The 16,219-nt window shown below is 56.6% G+C and carries 13 protein-coding genes; 6 read left to right on the top strand and 7 right to left on the bottom strand.

Going from position 1 to position 16,219, the window contains the following annotated elements:
• The first annotated feature begins 114 nt into the window (after positions 1–114).
• Entirely contained in the window at positions 115–1,863 is a 1,749-nt protein-coding gene (locus PSR62_RS02960) for a hypothetical protein (protein WP_274406339.1), read from the top strand.
• Complete coding sequence (locus PSR62_RS02955) at positions 1,860–2,471, top strand: hypothetical protein (RefSeq protein ID WP_274406338.1); 612 nt, start codon at positions 1,860–1,862, stop codon at positions 2,469–2,471. Before PSR62_RS02960 ends, PSR62_RS02955 begins: the two co-directional genes overlap by 4 nt.
• On the opposite strand, the gene PSR62_RS02950 is transcribed toward PSR62_RS02955, so the two are convergent.
• Positions 2,447–3,322 carry a hypothetical protein gene (locus PSR62_RS02950; protein ID WP_274406337.1) on the bottom strand — a complete coding sequence of 292 codons (876 nt, stop codon included), beginning with the start codon at positions 3,320–3,322 and terminating at the stop codon, positions 2,447–2,449. The genes PSR62_RS02955 and PSR62_RS02950 overlap by 25 nt on opposite strands.
• A 143-nt stretch (positions 3,323–3,465) precedes the next feature.
• On the opposite strand from PSR62_RS02950, the gene PSR62_RS02945 reads away from it, so the two are divergent.
• The 3 genes from PSR62_RS02945 (at position 3,466) to PSR62_RS02935 (ending at position 9,067) form a co-directional block, all read left to right on the top strand.
• Positions 3,466–4,266, top strand: coding sequence for an RsmE family RNA methyltransferase (locus PSR62_RS02945; RefSeq protein WP_274406336.1), 801 nt, complete (start codon positions 3,466–3,468; stop codon positions 4,264–4,266).
• 135 nt (positions 4,267–4,401) lie between these two features.
• Positions 4,402–5,727 carry an AAA family ATPase gene (locus PSR62_RS02940; protein ID WP_443217348.1) on the top strand — a complete coding sequence of 442 codons (1,326 nt, stop codon included), beginning with the start codon at positions 4,402–4,404 and terminating at the stop codon, positions 5,725–5,727.
• A gap of 100 nt (positions 5,728–5,827) precedes the next feature.
• Positions 5,828–9,067 carry a serine/threonine protein kinase gene (locus PSR62_RS02935; RefSeq protein WP_274406334.1) on the top strand — a complete coding sequence of 1,080 codons (3,240 nt, stop codon included), beginning with the start codon at positions 5,828–5,830 and terminating at the stop codon, positions 9,065–9,067.
• 33 nt (positions 9,068–9,100) lie between these two features.
• Here PSR62_RS02935 and PSR62_RS02930 read toward each other — a convergent pair whose 3' ends face one another.
• The 6 genes from PSR62_RS02930 to PSR62_RS02905 all read right to left on the bottom strand — a co-directional run bounded on the left by PSR62_RS02930 (position 9,101) and on the right by PSR62_RS02905 (position 15,050).
• Complete coding sequence (locus PSR62_RS02930; protein ID WP_274408322.1) at positions 9,101–9,766, bottom strand: HAD family hydrolase; 666 nt, start codon at positions 9,764–9,766, stop codon at positions 9,101–9,103.
• Between the two features lie 32 nt (positions 9,767–9,798).
• On the bottom strand, positions 9,799–12,126 hold the full coding sequence (locus tag PSR62_RS02925) for an efflux RND transporter permease subunit (RefSeq protein ID WP_274406333.1): 2,328 nt from the start codon (positions 12,124–12,126) through the stop codon (positions 9,799–9,801).
• On the bottom strand, positions 12,123–12,791 hold the full coding sequence (locus tag PSR62_RS02920) for a signal peptidase II (protein WP_274406332.1): 669 nt from the start codon (positions 12,789–12,791) through the stop codon (positions 12,123–12,125). The genes PSR62_RS02925 and PSR62_RS02920 overlap by 4 nt, the downstream gene beginning before the upstream one ends.
• A 203-nt stretch (positions 12,792–12,994) precedes the next feature.
• Positions 12,995–13,429, bottom strand: coding sequence for a thioredoxin family protein (locus PSR62_RS02915; RefSeq protein ID WP_274406331.1), 435 nt, complete (start codon positions 13,427–13,429; stop codon positions 12,995–12,997).
• A gap of 192 nt (positions 13,430–13,621) precedes the next feature.
• Positions 13,622–14,524 carry a DUF1571 domain-containing protein gene (locus PSR62_RS02910; protein ID WP_274406330.1) on the bottom strand — a complete coding sequence of 301 codons (903 nt, stop codon included), beginning with the start codon at positions 14,522–14,524 and terminating at the stop codon, positions 13,622–13,624.
• Positions 14,525–14,813: 289 nt separating this feature from the next.
• Positions 14,814–15,050, bottom strand: coding sequence for a hypothetical protein (locus PSR62_RS02905; protein WP_274406329.1), 237 nt, complete (start codon positions 15,048–15,050; stop codon positions 14,814–14,816).
• A gap of 332 nt (positions 15,051–15,382) precedes the next feature.
• On the opposite strand from PSR62_RS02905, the gene PSR62_RS02900 reads away from it, so the two are divergent.
• A complete protein-coding gene (locus PSR62_RS02900; RefSeq protein WP_274406328.1) occupies positions 15,383–16,216 on the top strand; it encodes a hypothetical protein in 834 nt (277 codons plus the stop codon).
• Positions 16,217–16,219 lie beyond the last annotated feature (3 nt).

Here is a 16,219-nt window from a genome sequence, read left to right as displayed (position 1 = left end):
CGCCCGCCAGAATCAGATTCCGCATGCGGGAAAAGCGTCCTCCGCGCTATAATGACAAGAACAAGACCGCACCCGTTCCGAGTTCACAACTTCGGGCCACCCACGGAGCTTTCCATGACCAGCGCTGTCCCATCGCAGGATCCGCACGACGAGTTGACCCCGTGGTCACCCGACGAAGCCAAGACCCTGGTCGAATCGAAAGTTCGTGCGGCTCGCCGGCGAATGATGTTTGGCCAATTCGGACGCACCTTCGCGGTGACTTGGTTTGTTGGTTTGATCGTTGCGACGATCGCCGTTGCCGCCATGGCAATCACCCCGTTGCCGCTGGATCGATTGGGGTTGGATGCCGCCGAGATGACGGTCCAGACATGGGCGATCGGCTGGACCGCCGCCGTCACCGTGATTTCCATCTTGGTGTCCGTCGTCGTGATGTGGATCTCTGCCCCGTCGAAGATGCGCGTCGCGGCCGAAATCGATTCGCGATACGGACTGAAAGAACGCTTGAGCAGCGCGCTCTCATCGAGCGCCGCGACCGATGCCAACTCCGCAGCCGGGAACGCCTTGCGGCAAGACGCGGCCCGGCGAGCAAGCAAACTCGACGTGGCGCAGAAGTTCGCCTTGTCGCCTCAGCGTGTTTCTTGGTTGCCGCTTGCGATCATTCCCATTTTGGTCGTCATGGTGTTCGCCATCGAACCAGCGACCGAATCCACGTCCGAGCTGAACAATGCGGTCAACGCAAGTGAAGTTCGACAAGTCAAAATTGCTGCTGCTGAATTGAAGAAGCGTTTGGCTCAACAAAAACGCGAAGCGGATGCGAAAGGTTTGCTCGAAGCCCGTGAGCTGTTTGAAAAGATGGAATCACAGCTCGACAAAATCACCGACAGCAAGACGTTGAATCGCAAAGATGCGTTGTTGGAGCTCAACGACATCAAAGAACAGATCCAAGCTCGCAAGGATCGACTTGGGTCGCCGGAAGAAATTCGCAAGACGCTTGCTCAGATGAAAGGGCTCGAAGGCGGTCCCGCAGAAAAGGTGCTGTCGCAAATTCAAAAGGGTGACTTCGGAAAAGCCGCCGAAGAAATCAAGAAGCTGGCCAAGCAAATGAAAGATGGCAAGCTGACGGAGCAGCAAAAGGAAAAGCTGAATGATCAGATCAAAAAGATGGCCGAGCAGATGAAGCAGGCTGCGAAAGACCACGAACAAAAGAAACAGCAGCTGCAAGAAAAGATCCAGCAAGCCAAACGCGAAGGCCGCAACGAAGAAGCGGCGAAGTTGCAACAAAAACTCAACGAAGCGGAATCGGCTGATTCACAGATGCAGCAAATGCAACAGATGGCGGATGCGATGCAGCAAGCCGCCGACGCAATGCAACAAGGCGACGATGCGGCGGCCGCTCAAGCCATGGAGGAAATGGCCGGGCAGTTGGGCGAAATGCAGCAAGCGATGTCTGAATTGGAAGACCTCGATTCGGCGCTGGGTGATTTGTCCCAGTCCAAAAATCAAATGAACTGCAAACAGTGCAACGGCGATGGCTGCCAGGCTTGCCAAGGCAATGGGTTTGGCGATGGCGACCAACCTGGAATGGGGATGGGGCGTGGCAAAGGCGAAGGTGACCGGCCCGAAGAAGAAACCGATATCAACACGTACGACACCCAGGTTCGCGGCAAGGTCAAACGCGGCCGAGCGATCATCGCTGGTTTCGCCGACGGCCCCAATCGCAAAGGCGTGACTCGCGAAGACATTCAATCCGCGATTGAATCGAATCTCAGCGAAGAGAGTGATCCGTTGGAGGATCAGGTGTTGCCACGCGACGAACGAGAACAAACTCGCGAATACTTTGATCGGTTGCGAGAGGGCTCATGAGCCGCGGGAATGTTTGGACGCTTGCCTTGGTCCTCGCAGGATGCATTTGGCGCGGCGTGTGGTTGTCCGCTGGCGTGACGGATCAAACGTCGGTGGCCGATGCGACGCGAGCTGAACTGCTGAATCAGGTGAGCGTTGCATGGGCACAGAACAGGAACGTGCCCAGCTCAACCGATTGGAGCGACGTTCAGGTGCTGGCTTTTTTCACGGACGCAACCGCCTCGCCTCGTCCTGTTGCGGGTTCATCCAAGTGGCAGTTGGAGTCGGTCCAGCGGTTTGATCCTGACGCAGCGGTGTGGATCGTTTCTGGGCCCGATGGCAAACCGGGCTGGGATGGTTGGGATGACAACCAAGATGGCACGGTTGATGACCTGGGCGAACTTGGTGCCGCGTGGAGCGACGACCATTGCTTGACGCCCTTGGATCCCGACTTTGAACAACTCGATCCGTCGAATGCTCGAATCATCAATCGCGGCACGTTTGTTCTCTCCGACAAGCAAACGTTCATGGCGGAACGATCGGGAAGCCTGACCGATGCTTCGAATCTTTCGAAGCAACCTCGATGGCGATGGACGTTTTCAGATCAGGCAGCTTCCGTCGCTCGTTGAGCGGTCCAGCGTTGAAGTTGTTGATCGAACTGGCGAATGTCTCGGCTGCCGATTCGCGGGCATCGGCAGTGTGCTCCCCAGGCCAGAACCAGGTGCGTCCAAAACGCCAAATGTCGGTAGTTCCCTGCGGCCCATTCGGCGATGAGTTGAGCTGCCGATTCGGAGAGCCGTGGTTGGAACTGACCCGCGTGAGTGAGGGCAGCCAGAACGCAACCGGCGAGCGACTTGGTCGCGACTTGCATTGAGTGACTGACGCCGGAGAATTTTGACTGTCCCATCACCAGCAAGGTCATGGGGCTTTGTCTTGGATCCAGTTTCAGAGATTGCTGGTACCACTGGATGGTCGATGAGGGAGGCGATCCATCCACGATGCACAGCGTGCGAATGCCGCGGGGTTGGTTCGCACGAGCGACTGACCACCAACGCTGGCAAAGGTCGCGATCGAAGTCCGCGGCTTCGGCGCCCATGACATCCAACGGCAAGTCATCCAAACCGTGAGTCGCCATCCACTGCCGCGCCCAAGTGGTCGCCCCCGCACCAGGGCGGGCATGCAAATTCGCGATTCCGACATGGTTTCGCAGAACGGTTTCTAGCCAGATGCGAGCTTGCGAGTGTTCCGGGGTCGCAAACAGGAACTCCCCTGGCTGGGACGGAACCGACATCCCTGGGGACTGGATGAATGGTTGACGGAACAATCCCCAGTGGCTTTGATCGGCCTGGCTGAGCAACGGGATCGGCATCGACGGCGGTCTCTCGGGGAAAGAATCGGCTGTCCCGGTGGGATGGTGCATCAGCCAAGCTGCCGTCGCAGCGTGTTGATGCACGCACCGCTCTTCGGATTCGTGTGCCACCGGGGTTTGCTATTGAGTCAGATCGACTGGCCCGCTCGCCGAGCACTTTCTGTTTCGGTTACCTTGCATCGATCGATGCAACCGGCACGATTGCACCTTTTCAGTCTCTTGTCACTTTTCGATTTTTGTTTGAACCGACACCCATGACTCGACGCTACTACGTACCCGATTTGCGAACCCAGGCACCCGTGGTGCAATTGCCCGATGAAGAAGCGTCTCATGCGGCGAGGGTCATGCGGATTCAACCGGGTGACCGAATCGAGTTGTTCGATGGAACTGGCCATCAGTCCGGCGCAGAAGTTGTCTCGGTCAGTAAACGCGAGTGCGTGGTTCGATGCGATGCGATTGAAACAGTGAATCGGGAACCCCGTGTTGCTGTGGACTTGGCGATTGGTTTTCCAAAGCCAGATCGTGCCAAAGAGATGATGGAACGTTTGACGGAACTGGGGGTCGCACGCGTGTTCCCGGTGGTGTTTGAGCGGACACAGCGACCTCCGTCCGACAATTTTCTCAGCAAGCTTCGGCGGATCGTGATCGAGGCGTGCAAGCAATCTGGGCGCAACGTCTTGATGGAGATTGAATCGCCCCTTGGATTTGAATCATTGGCGAAAAAAATCTCGGAGAGCCAAGCGAAGCGAGAAACGGAGCCCAGCGGGCAGCCTGCGGTGGCATCTTGGCAGCGCATCTTGGTCGCGATGCCAAATTCTCCGCCGCTGATCGCAATGGAGGATCCATTGCAGGGGATCAGCACCGGCGAGGCTGGCCAGTCCAATTTCGATGGTCGACCGAGGACCTTGGTGTTGATTGGTCCCGAGGGCGGGGTGTCCGGGGCGGAACAGCAACGGTGTGACGAGTTGGGTGTCGAATCGATTGGCCTGGGAAGCCGAATCTTACGGGTTGAGACGGCTGCATCGGTTGTGGCGGCGCGTCTGGTGGTCGATTGAGAGTTCTGTACACCATCGAGGCCGACATCGGTTCGGTTCTGAATTGCAAGCTAGGTTTGCATGGCCAACGGATCCATCCCAATGGGGAGGATCGTTTGGTACCAATGCGAACAACTCCAATTGCTTGCTCCACGCATGAACGCTCTGCTCACCGACACTCATAATTTCGAATCCGCCGCGCTTGGCGGTTTGTTGACGGACGATACGTTTTGGCCGGCGGAACCCCGTACGCTCAATGAACTCGGATTGTCAGTCAGCTTCATCGAAGCGCTGACGATCAAATCCATTCATCAGATTGGCACCATCAGCGGCCGCAACGTGGCGACGATGATGGGGTTGCCGTTCCGGTTGGTTGAGCCAATTGTGGATGCACTGCGGACTCGTAAGTTTGTGGCGCACGTGCGACCGGCAGCGTTCAACGACTACTACTATTCACTGACCGAGTTGGGACAGAAGCGAGCGCAGACTCACCTGCAGCAATGCAGCTACATCGGGCCTGCACCCGTGCCTTTGGCTGACTACACACTCAGCGTGGAAGCCCAAGCCGCTGGTGTGGATCCGATTGAGCGAGATGATTTGCAAGCTTCGCTTTCGAAGATCTCTTATCAAGACGAACTGCTCGATCAGATTGGCCCTGCCATCAACAGCAACACCGGGATGTTCCTTTTTGGTCCTCCCGGCAATGGGAAAACGACCATCGCCCGCAGTTTGACGCAGTGCTTGGGACAAGAGATCTGGATCCCGCATGCAATTTTGGACGATGGGAACCTGATCAAAGTCAAAGACGATGCCTATCACAAAGAGGCACCCGTTCCAGAAGGCGACGGGCAATTGTTGAAGTCACAAGAATGGGACAAGCGTTGGGTGCGAATTCAACGGCCCAGTGTTGTGGTGGGGGGCGAGTTGGTGATGGAGAACCTGGAAGTCCGTCACGATCACCGCTCCAACATTTGCGAAGCTCCGCTGCAAATGAAGAGCAACTGTGGTTGCTTGTTGATTGATGACTTCGGGCGTCAACGCATCGCTCCGGAAGAGTTGCTCAATCGCTGGATCGTGCCGTTGGAGAATCGTTGCGATTACTTGACGTTGCCGACCGGCAAGAAAATTCAAATTCCGTTCGAACAGCTCATTCTGTTTTCGACCAACCTGAATCCAGATGATCTGGTTGACGAAGCGTTCCTTCGTCGTGTGCCGTACAAGATTTTTGTGAACGATCCATCCCCGGAAGAGTTTCGTTCGCTGATGAAAACCGTTGCTTCTCAAATGGGTTTTCCAGAAACTCCGGAAGCCGCCAATCATCTCTTGGCTTACTACCAACAGAACGATCGGCCGCCACGTCGCTGCCATCCGCGAGATTTGCTGACACAGGTTGCCAATTTTTGCCGGTATCGTCGATTGCCTTTGACGTTGCGACCTGAGTACCTGGATCAAGCCTGCCGTAGTTACTTCAGTGCGCTTTGATTCTTTCCCGACGGATTGACGAACGAGGCGGTGATCCGCTTCGCAGACAACTTAAATCATTCTCTTCCAAAGTCTTTTCACTGTTGTTCAGTGTCGCCCGATGACCGTCAAAACAACCCACACGATCGCACCAGGTTACGAGCCCATCACCGGTTACAGGCTGGAAAAGAAGATTGGCGAAGGCGGCTTTGGTGAGGTGTGGCGAGCCAATGCGCCAGGTGGGCTCAAGAAGGCAGTCAAATTTGTCTTTGGTGCCAAAGATGCCAAGCGTGGTTCCCGCGAATTGAAGTCGTTGGAACGTATCAAGGGGGTCCACCACCCGTTCTTGTTAACGCTCGAGCGGTTCGGCATTGTGAATGACCGGTTGGTCATCGTGACAGAGTTGGCTGACGGTTCACTCGAAGATGTTCTCAAACGCCATCAAGACCGTGGGTCGTGTGGGATCCCTCGCGCGGCATTGCTTTCGTACTTGCATGACGCGGCGGATGCACTGGACTACTTGCATGGCAGCTACCAATTGCAGCACCTGGACGTGAAGCCAGGCAACTTGTTGCTTGTTGGTGGGCACGTGAAAGTGGGTGACTTTGGATTGCTGAAGGATTTACGCGAGATCGATCATTCGGTGATCGGCGGTCTGACACCAATCTACGCTCCGCCGGAATTGTTCGACGGCCGGCCCAGCATCAACAGCGACCAGTACTCCTTGGCAGTGATGTACCAAGAGTTGCTGACGGGAACGCGACCCTTTGCTGGGCGCACGATCGCTCAGTTGGCGACACAACACATTCATGCGGCGCCTGTGCTGGACTCGTTGCCAGCGGCGGACCGTGTGGCCGTGGCACGCGCCCTCGAAAAAGATCCTGAACGGCGCTTTGAATCGTGCAAGGATTTCGTCGAGGCTCTCCGTACCCCGCGTGGACGCGAAGGAACGGTGGTTCAGACGACGACCAAAGCTAGCGTTCTCACCCGCCAAGAAGCGGTGGAAGATCTGCCAAGTTTGCAATCCCGGTGTGCAATCTTTCACGGACGTGTGACGGGGCACGCCTTGGTGGTCGCCGTCGGCGGTGCCGGGGCGGAATGCCTGCACGAACTGCGTAGCCGGGTCGCGACGCTGCACAGCGCATGCCCGCTGGATTTGCATTCGGTGTTGATTGACACCGACATGAGCGCCATTCATGCCGCCCGTCTGGCGGAGGCATCCGATCGCATCCCGCCCGCAACCATTCTGCACACGCCGCTGAAGTCTGCCCAGCAATATCGAGAAGGTCGAACCGATCATTTTCGTTCGTTGTCACGACGTTGGATCTACAACGTGCCCCGCAGTGGTGCGACCGAGGGAATGCGTCCTTTGGGGCGTTTGGCGATGGTTGATCATGCGAAAAGCATTGACACGGGACTTCGCGCATCGATTGATCACTTGGCGGCCGTTTGTGGTGACCGCGTGCCCTCCGTCTACATCGTGGGGTCTCTTTCGGGAGGCACCGCCAGCGGCATGGTGATGGATCTGGCTCCACGAATTCGGACGTTGTTGGATGAAGCGGGACTGGAAAGTGCTTCGGTTTTACCGTTGCTTTCGACGGTGTCGTTGCAGGGCAATCCGCATCAACCGCTGACGTTGCATGATTCGCATGCGGCAGTATCTGAAATCGGGCACTACATGTTGCCGGAGAACAGTTACCCCGGCGATTCGGGGATTCAGTGGCAAGGTGTGCCGGCCTCGCGAAATCCGCTTCGCAACGCGTATGTGGTGGTCGATGGAGATCATGCTCTGCCGGATTCTTGTTCCGCAGCAGCGACCATCGTGGATTACCTGTGGGTGGATGCCACCGGCGCTGGGGAATTGTTGGCGGAAGCTCGCCGCAGTGACCAAGCCGACGCGGGCTTGCTCTCCAAGCCAATGTTGCGTTCTGTGGGCGTGTCGCGTCTGAAATGTGTTCGAGCGTTGGAGGAGAATCTGTTGGCTCCCACCACCGCGAGGCATTTGTTGCTTCGTTGGTTGGGGAATCCGAATGAATCGCGGCAGATCGCCGGGCTGACCGCCGAGCGTCTACGCAAACGATGCGGCCTGGATGTCGCGTCCTATCTGGACGAAGCGAAGTCGCCTTTTGGTCAAGACAGCGATGCGATCACCAGTCACCTTTCCGAACTGATTTCACGCATTCCTGTGCCGGAATTGTTGGAGGGAACCAAGGTCACACGGTTGCTGAAAGAGACGCTGAGTGAGTGCGACGTTCTTCATCGACTGGATCGTCGGGCAGCAACGCAAATGGTGATGCTGCGCCGCGAAATTTCGGTGCGGATGCACGATGGGCGAATTGATGTCACCTCCAGTGTGCAGGCCACCGAAGGGTTGATGAAGTGGTGCAACGATGCGGTGAAAGAGTTGGGACAATTCGGTTTGGATCTGCGACGTCAACAAGACGAAGAACGCCGAAAAGGATCTTCTCAGCAAGATCTGGAAATGGAGATCGAGTCCGCTGAGAAATTGGCGATGATGGAACTGGATGTGATCGCATCGGAGCTCGCTGCGGAGCAACTGAAGGCCTTCACACAGCGCATGAAGACCTTGCATGAAACGCTGACCAAGATGGCGATTCGAATTGCGCAAGCCATCCGTTGCATACCCGGTGACAATCGGGACACGGAAAACCCTTGGGAAGAAATGCCGCAAGAAATCCAAATGCGCTTCAATCCTGTGCTGGAGGATTTGCATTCGCAGACCGCATCCATTTGGTTGCTGGGCCCGTTGCGAGACGCCAAGGTCGAATGGGACGAGCAAGCGATGGCTGCCGATTTGGTTGCCAAGTGTTTGCCGGTGATTGAAAATGTGATCGACTCGCATCGACATTCTTCCGAAAATCTCACCGACACCTCGACTTCTGCAGCGGCTGCGTTGACTCATGAATCAGAGATGACCAACACGCAAACCATTCCCGTTTCACGCGATGCCAACACGGCGCAACTCGCCAAAACAGGCGTCTTTGAAACGCAAACGTTTGAACGCAAGCCGGGCGGCAATTCTTTGTGGACCGAGCAGACGACGATTGAATCCGCTTTGCAAGTTGCATCTCCGCCGTTGTTGCACTGTGGCGGTCGCCAGCGTTTGTTGCTGTTGGTCGGAAGCGAATCCGAGCGAGAACGGCTGGAACCCAAGGTGTCAGCTGCTCACACTGGATCTTTGACGACGGTGGTGATTCCTGGCGTGACGCCGATTCTGGTTCACGAAGCGCAGCAGATCCCGATTGACAATGTCTTGGAACAGTTGGATTTGGTTTCCGGAGGCAACACGCAGGTCAGCAAACGCTTGCACGCTCGAACGGACGTGGACTGGAAGGACTGAGTGGCTTCGGAACACTCGTTTTGCGATCAGTGCTTACGAAAAGTCGCTTTTCGAAGGCAGCAGATCCCACAATCTTCGGTCTGCCAGTGAGTCGGCCACCAGATGAACATCCTCGAACGCATGCAATTGAGTGTGCTCGTTGGGAACCGCCACTGTGACCGCGCCGGCGGAGACCGCCGCCTTGGCACCGTTGCCACTGTCTTCCAAAACCAGCATTTGAGATGGCGACACGCCAAGTCGATCAGCGGCTTTCAAGTACATCTCTGGATGGGGTTTGCCGTGCGTGACATCGTCACCCGTCAAGATGAATGCCAAGTCGGTGGCCCACTGCGTGGTGGGCAAAATCTGGTCCACAAACTTGCGTCGACTGCTGGTCGCCAAACCAAAGGGCAATCCGCTGGTTTTCAAACGCCCGATCCATTCTTCCAGGCCTGGCATCGGTCGAAGTTCACCGAGCAAAAGCTCACCGTAAACATCGTCGGATTCCGCCAGCAAAGACACTGGATCGTCATCCAGCCCATGGTGTTCAATCATTTGGCCGATCGCTGACAACCCGATCCGACCCATCATCTTTTGTTGCAATTCCAATGTGAACGTGTGCCCACGACGTTGCAGCAACACTTGCCCCACTTGGAAGTAAATTCGTTCGGTGTCGAATAACAGCCCGTCCATGTCCAAGGCGACGCCGAGAAGGTGCATGTTCATTCTGGAGTTTCAGGGTGAAATTGGAATCAAGGTGAGATTGTCGGGCGGTCGACGGCAACGATGACGGCAGGCAACAGCATCAGATTGGTCGCCGCCGAAGCGGCCAAGGTCGCGGCAATCAACATGCCAAAGGTCGCGGTGGGAATGAAAGGGCTGGTCATCAAAATCCCGAAGCCAACGACCAATGCCAAGGTGGCCAGCAAAATCGGAGTCGCCACATCCGTCGCCGCCTCGGTGGCTGCGGTCGTCGAATCCAGTCCCGCTGTTCGGCCGCGTTGGTACCCGGCCAAGAAGTGAATGGAACCATCGATCGACAACCCGATGGAGACCGCACCAATCATGGCGGATCCCAAATCCAAGCCCCCTCCGGCCAATCCCATCAGCGCCAGCACGAACATGATCGGCAGTGTGTTGGTCAACAGCGCAACGAGTGCATAACGCAAGCTTCCCGTCGCGAGTGCAATCAGAATCCCCACCAGGGCCAAGGCGATCGCCAGCGCGTTCCACTGATCACGCAGCAGGCTGCTGACCAGTTGCGACATCAGCACCGAGTAGCCGGTCACGAGTGAACGCTCGTCGAAGTCCTGGGCCGACTGCGAGACTCGCTCAATCAGTTTTCGCTTGACTTCACCCGGCAGACCTTCTTCGCTGCGCAGCATGATCCGCAGTTGACGTTGGCTGCCTTCCTGGGGCGGATCAAACGTCAGCAATGCGTCCGCGAAGGTTGGGATGGCGGATCGCATTCCAGTCAGGCGGACCTCCGGCGTGACGAGCGACAACAACGGACTCATCGCCGCAACTTCATCGGCATCCGCGAGCGACAAGACTTTGGTCAGACCATGAGTTTGCCCCGTGGCCGAATCAACCACTTCCAGTTCACGCAGTTCGGTTTCGAATTTCCGAACACGATTTGCGTACTCGGGGGTGATGGTGTCAGGAGCCGGCAGGACGACGTCCCACACTCCCGCCCCACCCAGTTGTTGTTCTACCCTCTCGTACGCTTGAACGATGCGACTGCTGTCACGAAAGTTGCTGAGAAAACTCGTCTCGGTTTTGAGTTGCGTCACCATGATGGTGCACACGACCAAGGCGATGACAGCGGCCATCGACAGAAGCTTTCGATGGCGCAGGCTGGTCGAAACCAGATGAACGAGGAATCGTTTTGACGGCGAGAGTCGATCATCGAGAGGCGTCTCGTGCGGCTGTTCACGCTTCCCAGAAGGCAGGCTCATCAAAGCAGGGGTGAACCAGATCAAGGCGGCGACAATGGCCACGGCCGCCACGGCAGTCATCTCGCCAAACTGCTGCACCGGACGAACGTCAGAGTTCAGCAGCGATGCGAAACCAGCCGCGTCGGTGAGACATGTCCACAGGATCGGAATGGCCAAGAAGGCAATGACTCGAATGGTCGACTCGCTTGAAGGGGATGACTCGGTGTCGCCCACGCTGTCGCGTGATCGGACGCCGAGGTGCATCACCGCGGCCACCACGATGACCGCAATGATTGCGATCAAAATGGTTGAAACCAATGACATTTCCATTCCCAAAGCAACCATCGAGGCACGGGTGCAGACCGTCGCCCAAGCGATCGCCATCGCTGCTAACAAGACGACTCGGTAGTCGCGCAGGGTCAGTAGCATGACCAGGCTGAGCAAACCGATTGTTCCCAGTGCCAGGCGGTTGCCATCCGCTTGAATCATGTCAAAAGCATCATCGAGCAGCACCGGTTCGCCAATCAGAACCGGAGCCCGGTCGGAAGGGATTTGGTCGGCCAGTCGTTGCAAGTCTTCGATGGCTGACTCGGTGTGGCCAGGTTGAAGCATCGCGACGATGGCAGCGGTCTGCTCATCTCGACCGTGCGTGTATCCCGCGAAAAGTTCTCGAAATGAATTCGCGACGGGGTCGTCTTCCGCGAGCATCGTCGACGGTGCTGGGGTGGCCTCTTGATCCGATTGGATGGATCCGCCCAGGAACGAGAACTGGGGACGTATGTAGGCAAAGGCTTGGACCAATTTCGCGACGGAAAGGACACCCCGCACGCCATCGATCGATTCGGCCGACTGGGTCCACTTTTGGTTGCGTGCGAGACCCTCCGGCGTCATCAGCTCCGCGTCATCGTAGACCAGCATGACGACCAAATTGCCGCCGAAGGTTTGTTGCAGATGTTGATACTGGTTCAGAGTGGGATCGGACGGCGAAAACATCGCGGCCAGGGATCGATCCATGCCCAGGTCGGTCTGGTAAATCGTCAGCGGGATCGCTGACAGGCAACCCGTGCAGAACAGCCACCAACGCCACACCCACAAGAATCGGGCGAGTCCGTGACGCGGGGCAGCGATCAACGAGGTTCTCACGAGGATGCCGGCTTCGGACCTTCGGTGGGGGCCGCGGTGTCATCGTCTGGAGAGACGGTGCCAGCAGGTTCGTTCAGCGGCGGAGGTGGGAAGAAAAAGGATTGAATCAACAACATGATTGCTCCGGTGACCAACAGGGAATCCGCAATGTTGAAGTTGGGCCATTTCCATTGCTCCGACGCTTGCCAGAGAATCCAATCGCGAACGCCGCTTTGCCACTGATCGGGCAGTCCAGGTTCCCACCAAAATCCTAGGCGGTCGTAAAGGTTGCCGATGATCCCCCCCGTGATGCATCCCAAGGCGAATGTCAACCAACTCGAACGGGCTGCCTGGAAGAAGAACAGCCAGGCGACGATCGCCACAGCGGCGATCACTGAGATGGCTGCGAACATCAATCCCTGGCCGGCTCCCAAGCCGAAGACCGCGCCAATGTTCACTGCGGTTTCGATTCCGAAGTAGCCCTCAATGATCCAGTGAACATCTTGGGTTCCGGGCAGGCCGCGCCAGCGAAAGACGACTTCCTTGCTCCACAGATCCAGCGCCCCTCCGGCGATGGCCAGGCCGAAGAACAGTGCGTAGCGACTGGCGGGAAATGCCGCTGGTTGGGGAGCGGTGTTGGAAGAATCGGATTGGTATCCGGAAAGATTCTCTTTGGCTGAATTCATTCGGGCGGGCCAAATGGAGGAACGCCAGGCTTGGTCGCCTGTTCGTGGTGCTTCAATCAGGCAGCACCGTAGATTGCGACGGCAGAAATTCCCAGATGACTATTCGAGAAGATCCGGCAAACACTCCAGAATGTGGGCTCCCCAATCTGATCTGGGGGCCCAGTGCCTGCGATAACAGAAACGCAGACGGGATCCGGTCGAGGTCACTGGTAGCTTGCGACCCAATTTCGCAGTTCCGACTCCGAGCGATACCCAACTTCGTCAGCCAGGACTTCGCCGTTTCGAACCAAGAACATTCGGGGGATGCCCTGAATGCCAAATTTCGCGGCGACTTCGGGACGCTCGTCCACATCAACGGTGATCACGCGAACGTCCTCTGGCAGAGTCGAGGCGAGGGACGCGATTTCTTTGTCGACTTGTCGACATGGACCGCACCAGGGGGCACCAAACTTGACCAAGACCAGGCTTTCGTTGTCCGCTGAGCCGACGACTTGCTGGATCGCATCCGCAGGGATATTTGCAGCGGGAGCCGAGTTGCTCGGTCCATTGCACCCGATGAAAAGCAGCGAGGCCAAACCGATGAATGCCGCTGCGATGGAGGTCACGGCGAGCGATGCGGGGCGAGTAATGGACGGCATGATCAGACTCCGCGAACAGCATGGCCGGGGTTGGCCGAAGGGAAGGCGGCCGCCAAATAGAACGGCCGAGGGAAAGGCAAGGCAGGGAAAAGGAAACAACCAATTGTACTCCCACTAGAGCAATGACTGTTTCCGTGACTTCCCCGCATCGGATTCCATTTGCATTCTGTCCGCTTTTCAGCAGTGAGGCGCCTACGAGTGGAAGTTGTAGGCTTCGTTGTACGGATCAAAATCGGCGTCCGTCAGCCCAACGTTGACCTTCAGGTTGAGGTAGTTGTACTCCTCAATCACCTCGCCACGTCCGTCGGCAGCAGCAGGCCAATCGTATGCGATGTAGCGAATGGGCATGTCCAGTTCGTCGTCCATGAACACCTGAGCGGTGTGGAATTCGGCATCCGGACGGCGGGTAGGTTGCGTCAACTGCAGCACCGTGCAGGAACGATCTTTCAGGCGAGCGCCTTTGCGGAACTCAGCGTGAACGTCTTCGAACTGCAGAGCCTTTTCGCCTCGTTCGATCAGCTTCAGGATCATGTTTTCGACACCGATTTCGGTCATCGGATATCGTTGGCCACGCATCGCCAACATCCCGGTTGGCGGAATCGAGACCGTCGGCAAAAAGCGGCCTTTGAAGCCACCCTCGTGAGCCACGATGTTGCCGTTGTTCTGATTTTCGACGTAGATGACCTCGCGGCCTTTGACCGAACTCGGCTTCAGGAACGCCAAGTAAACGCTGAAGGGTTGAACCAACCGACCATTGACCTCTTTGCGGTTGCGAACCTTGATGGTCATGTATTCGTGTTCGCCAACGGTGTCGCCAATGCGTTCCCGTTTCACCAGGATGGCGGTGTAGTCGTTGACTTCCGCTTTCGAACGAGAAAGCGATTGGCGGGCCATTTCCAGGCCGCGAACCAAGTCGGCCTTTGCGGAATTGATTCCGGCGGCCGGGGCGGCTTTCTGTGCGGACAAGGCGGCGTTGGCGACCCGGTGAACCGGTTTGGTCCACTGAGGATCTTGGCCGAAGAGGTTCGATTGAGAGAGTCCACCAGCCAGCAATCCGCCGGCGAGTCCCAAAAATTGACGACGGGGGGTATTCATCTCAGCTTCCTTGCTGGGTGTGGGTCAGGCATTGAGTGGGAGAAACGCCACGGGGAGGCGGTCCATGTGTCTGCGTCAAGCAAGATCGACCGACTGAGTGTGCAGCAGCCAATTCTGTCGTCGACTCAACTACAACCCGAACAATCCGAGTAACCATCCGGAGGAATTTGCGATCCAGGCAGGGGGAAACCGTGCTGGAACGGCGCCGACAATAGCAAAATGTCAGTGTGAGGACCAATCCAATCGTGAAAAGACGTCACGAAAAGTTGGTGGAGGAGGCGATCGTCCCTTAACGCGATTCTTTCAAACCACGCAGGACGGAGCTTTTCGTTTGAAACGCCGACAATCGCGTTTCCATGTCCGAAAGATCCGTCTCAATCCAATCGCCCAAGGCGGCGTGGACCGATTCAGCGTCGAACAGGGCGGTGATTCGTCCCCAATCGAGGCACTGGATTTCATGCCGTGGTGAGCCGGTATCAGACGGCACCCATTCAGACGGATTCGGTGTTGGCGATGAAGTTGACATGGTTGTTTCCCCAGGACCATTCCAGATGGCTTCACCCAGGATTAGGTTCGGCAAAATCGGGGCCGAAGAATCAATGTGGTTTATCGAAAACCTACCTTGAACGGGATTGAAACACGTTGGAATTACGTGAAAGGAGGAGAAAACACGAGTTCGAGACACAGCCTTTCTACGGACCGGACCCGTTGCAGGTCGCCGAAATTCACCTGGAAAGTGGGTTTTTCAGTTTTTTTGCGCCCGTTTGCCAAGACGCGACTGCCTGGAACGAAGAACACGATGATGCGGCACTGACTCCGCCCCGAAATCCCACGAAATGTTTTCTCAGGAGAACAACGATGCTCAAAAAACTAGTGTTGGCAGGAACCGCTGCCACTTTGTTGTCTGGTTTGTCCATTGCCACGCCGGTTGGCAGCTACGCACGTTGCGGTTGGTCTTACCTGACCAATTCCGCCAGCGACGCGGTTCCATTGGAATGGGAGCTCAATCGGGCCCGCCAATTGATCGTGGATTTGAAACCCGAGATTCAACAAAATGCTCGCCGAATCGCTCAGGAAAAAACTGAAGTGGTGCGATTGCAACGTGAGTTGTCCACGACGGACGAGAAGTTGGCGAAAGCAAAAACGGACATCGAACGGCTGACCAACGATTTGCGTGACGAAAGCTCGATTTATTCCTACGGGGGAGTCACTTACACGTCGGCCCAAGTCAAATCGGATCTGGGCAATCGCTTCAAACGATTCCAAACTCGTCAGCAAACCTCGGAGAAAATCCGGCAGATGCTCTCCGCTCGCGAAGCTTCGCTGGCCGCTGCTTCGGAGCGAATGGACGCCATGCTGGACGCCAAACGCCAGTTGGAAGTCGAAGTGGAGAACCTGCAGGCTCGCTTAGGTGCCCTGCGTGTGGCTCAGACCAGCACGCAACTGCATCTCGACGACAGTGCGCTGTCGGACACGCGACGCTTGCTGGACGACATTGCCACGCGAATCGACGTGGAAGAGGAAACCATGAAGGTCGATGTCGAGTATTTCGGCGAGATCAACTTGGACGAGCCTTCGGATGAGAACCTGCTCGATGATGTCACCTCCTACATGCAAAAGCTGGATGGTGGCGACGATCAGGCCTACGTTTCGATTCAATTCGACGAAGAAAACAGCGATTCGTCACTGTGATCC

The sequence above is a fragment of the Rhodopirellula sp. P2 genome (assembly GCF_028768465.1).
Taxonomy (GTDB): domain Bacteria; phylum Planctomycetota; class Planctomycetia; order Pirellulales; family Pirellulaceae; genus Rhodopirellula.
Note: the sequence above shows the minus strand (reverse complement) of the source record. Positions and strands in the feature narration are given on the sequence as shown.

Excerpts from the sequence above, each read along its gene's own strand:
- PSR62_RS02920 (WP_274406332.1), bottom strand. The coding sequence starts at position 12,791 with ATGAATTCAGCCAAAGAGAATCTTTCCGGATACCAATCCGATTCTTCC.
- PSR62_RS02940 (WP_443217348.1), top strand. The coding sequence starts at position 4,402 with ATGAACGCTCTGCTCACCGACACTCATAATTTCGAATCCGCCGCGCTT.
- PSR62_RS02900 (WP_274406328.1), top strand. The coding sequence starts at position 15,383 with ATGCTCAAAAAACTAGTGTTGGCAGGAACCGCTGCCACTTTGTTGTCT.
- PSR62_RS02945 (WP_274406336.1), top strand. The coding sequence starts at position 3,466 with ATGACTCGACGCTACTACGTACCCGATTTGCGAACCCAGGCACCCGTG.
- PSR62_RS02910 (WP_274406330.1), bottom strand. The coding sequence starts at position 14,524 with ATGAATACCCCCCGTCGTCAATTTTTGGGACTCGCCGGCGGATTGCTG.
- PSR62_RS02960 (WP_274406339.1), top strand. The coding sequence starts at position 115 with ATGACCAGCGCTGTCCCATCGCAGGATCCGCACGACGAGTTGACCCCG.
- PSR62_RS02905 (WP_274406329.1), bottom strand. The coding sequence starts at position 15,050 with ATGTCAACTTCATCGCCAACACCGAATCCGTCTGAATGGGTGCCGTCT.
- PSR62_RS02915 (WP_274406331.1), bottom strand. The coding sequence starts at position 13,429 with ATGCCGTCCATTACTCGCCCCGCATCGCTCGCCGTGACCTCCATCGCA.
- PSR62_RS02930 (WP_274408322.1), bottom strand. The coding sequence starts at position 9,766 with ATGCACCTTCTCGGCGTCGCCTTGGACATGGACGGGCTGTTATTCGAC.
- PSR62_RS02935 (WP_274406334.1), top strand. The coding sequence starts at position 5,828 with ATGACCGTCAAAACAACCCACACGATCGCACCAGGTTACGAGCCCATC.
- PSR62_RS02955 (WP_274406338.1), top strand. The coding sequence starts at position 1,860 with ATGAGCCGCGGGAATGTTTGGACGCTTGCCTTGGTCCTCGCAGGATGC.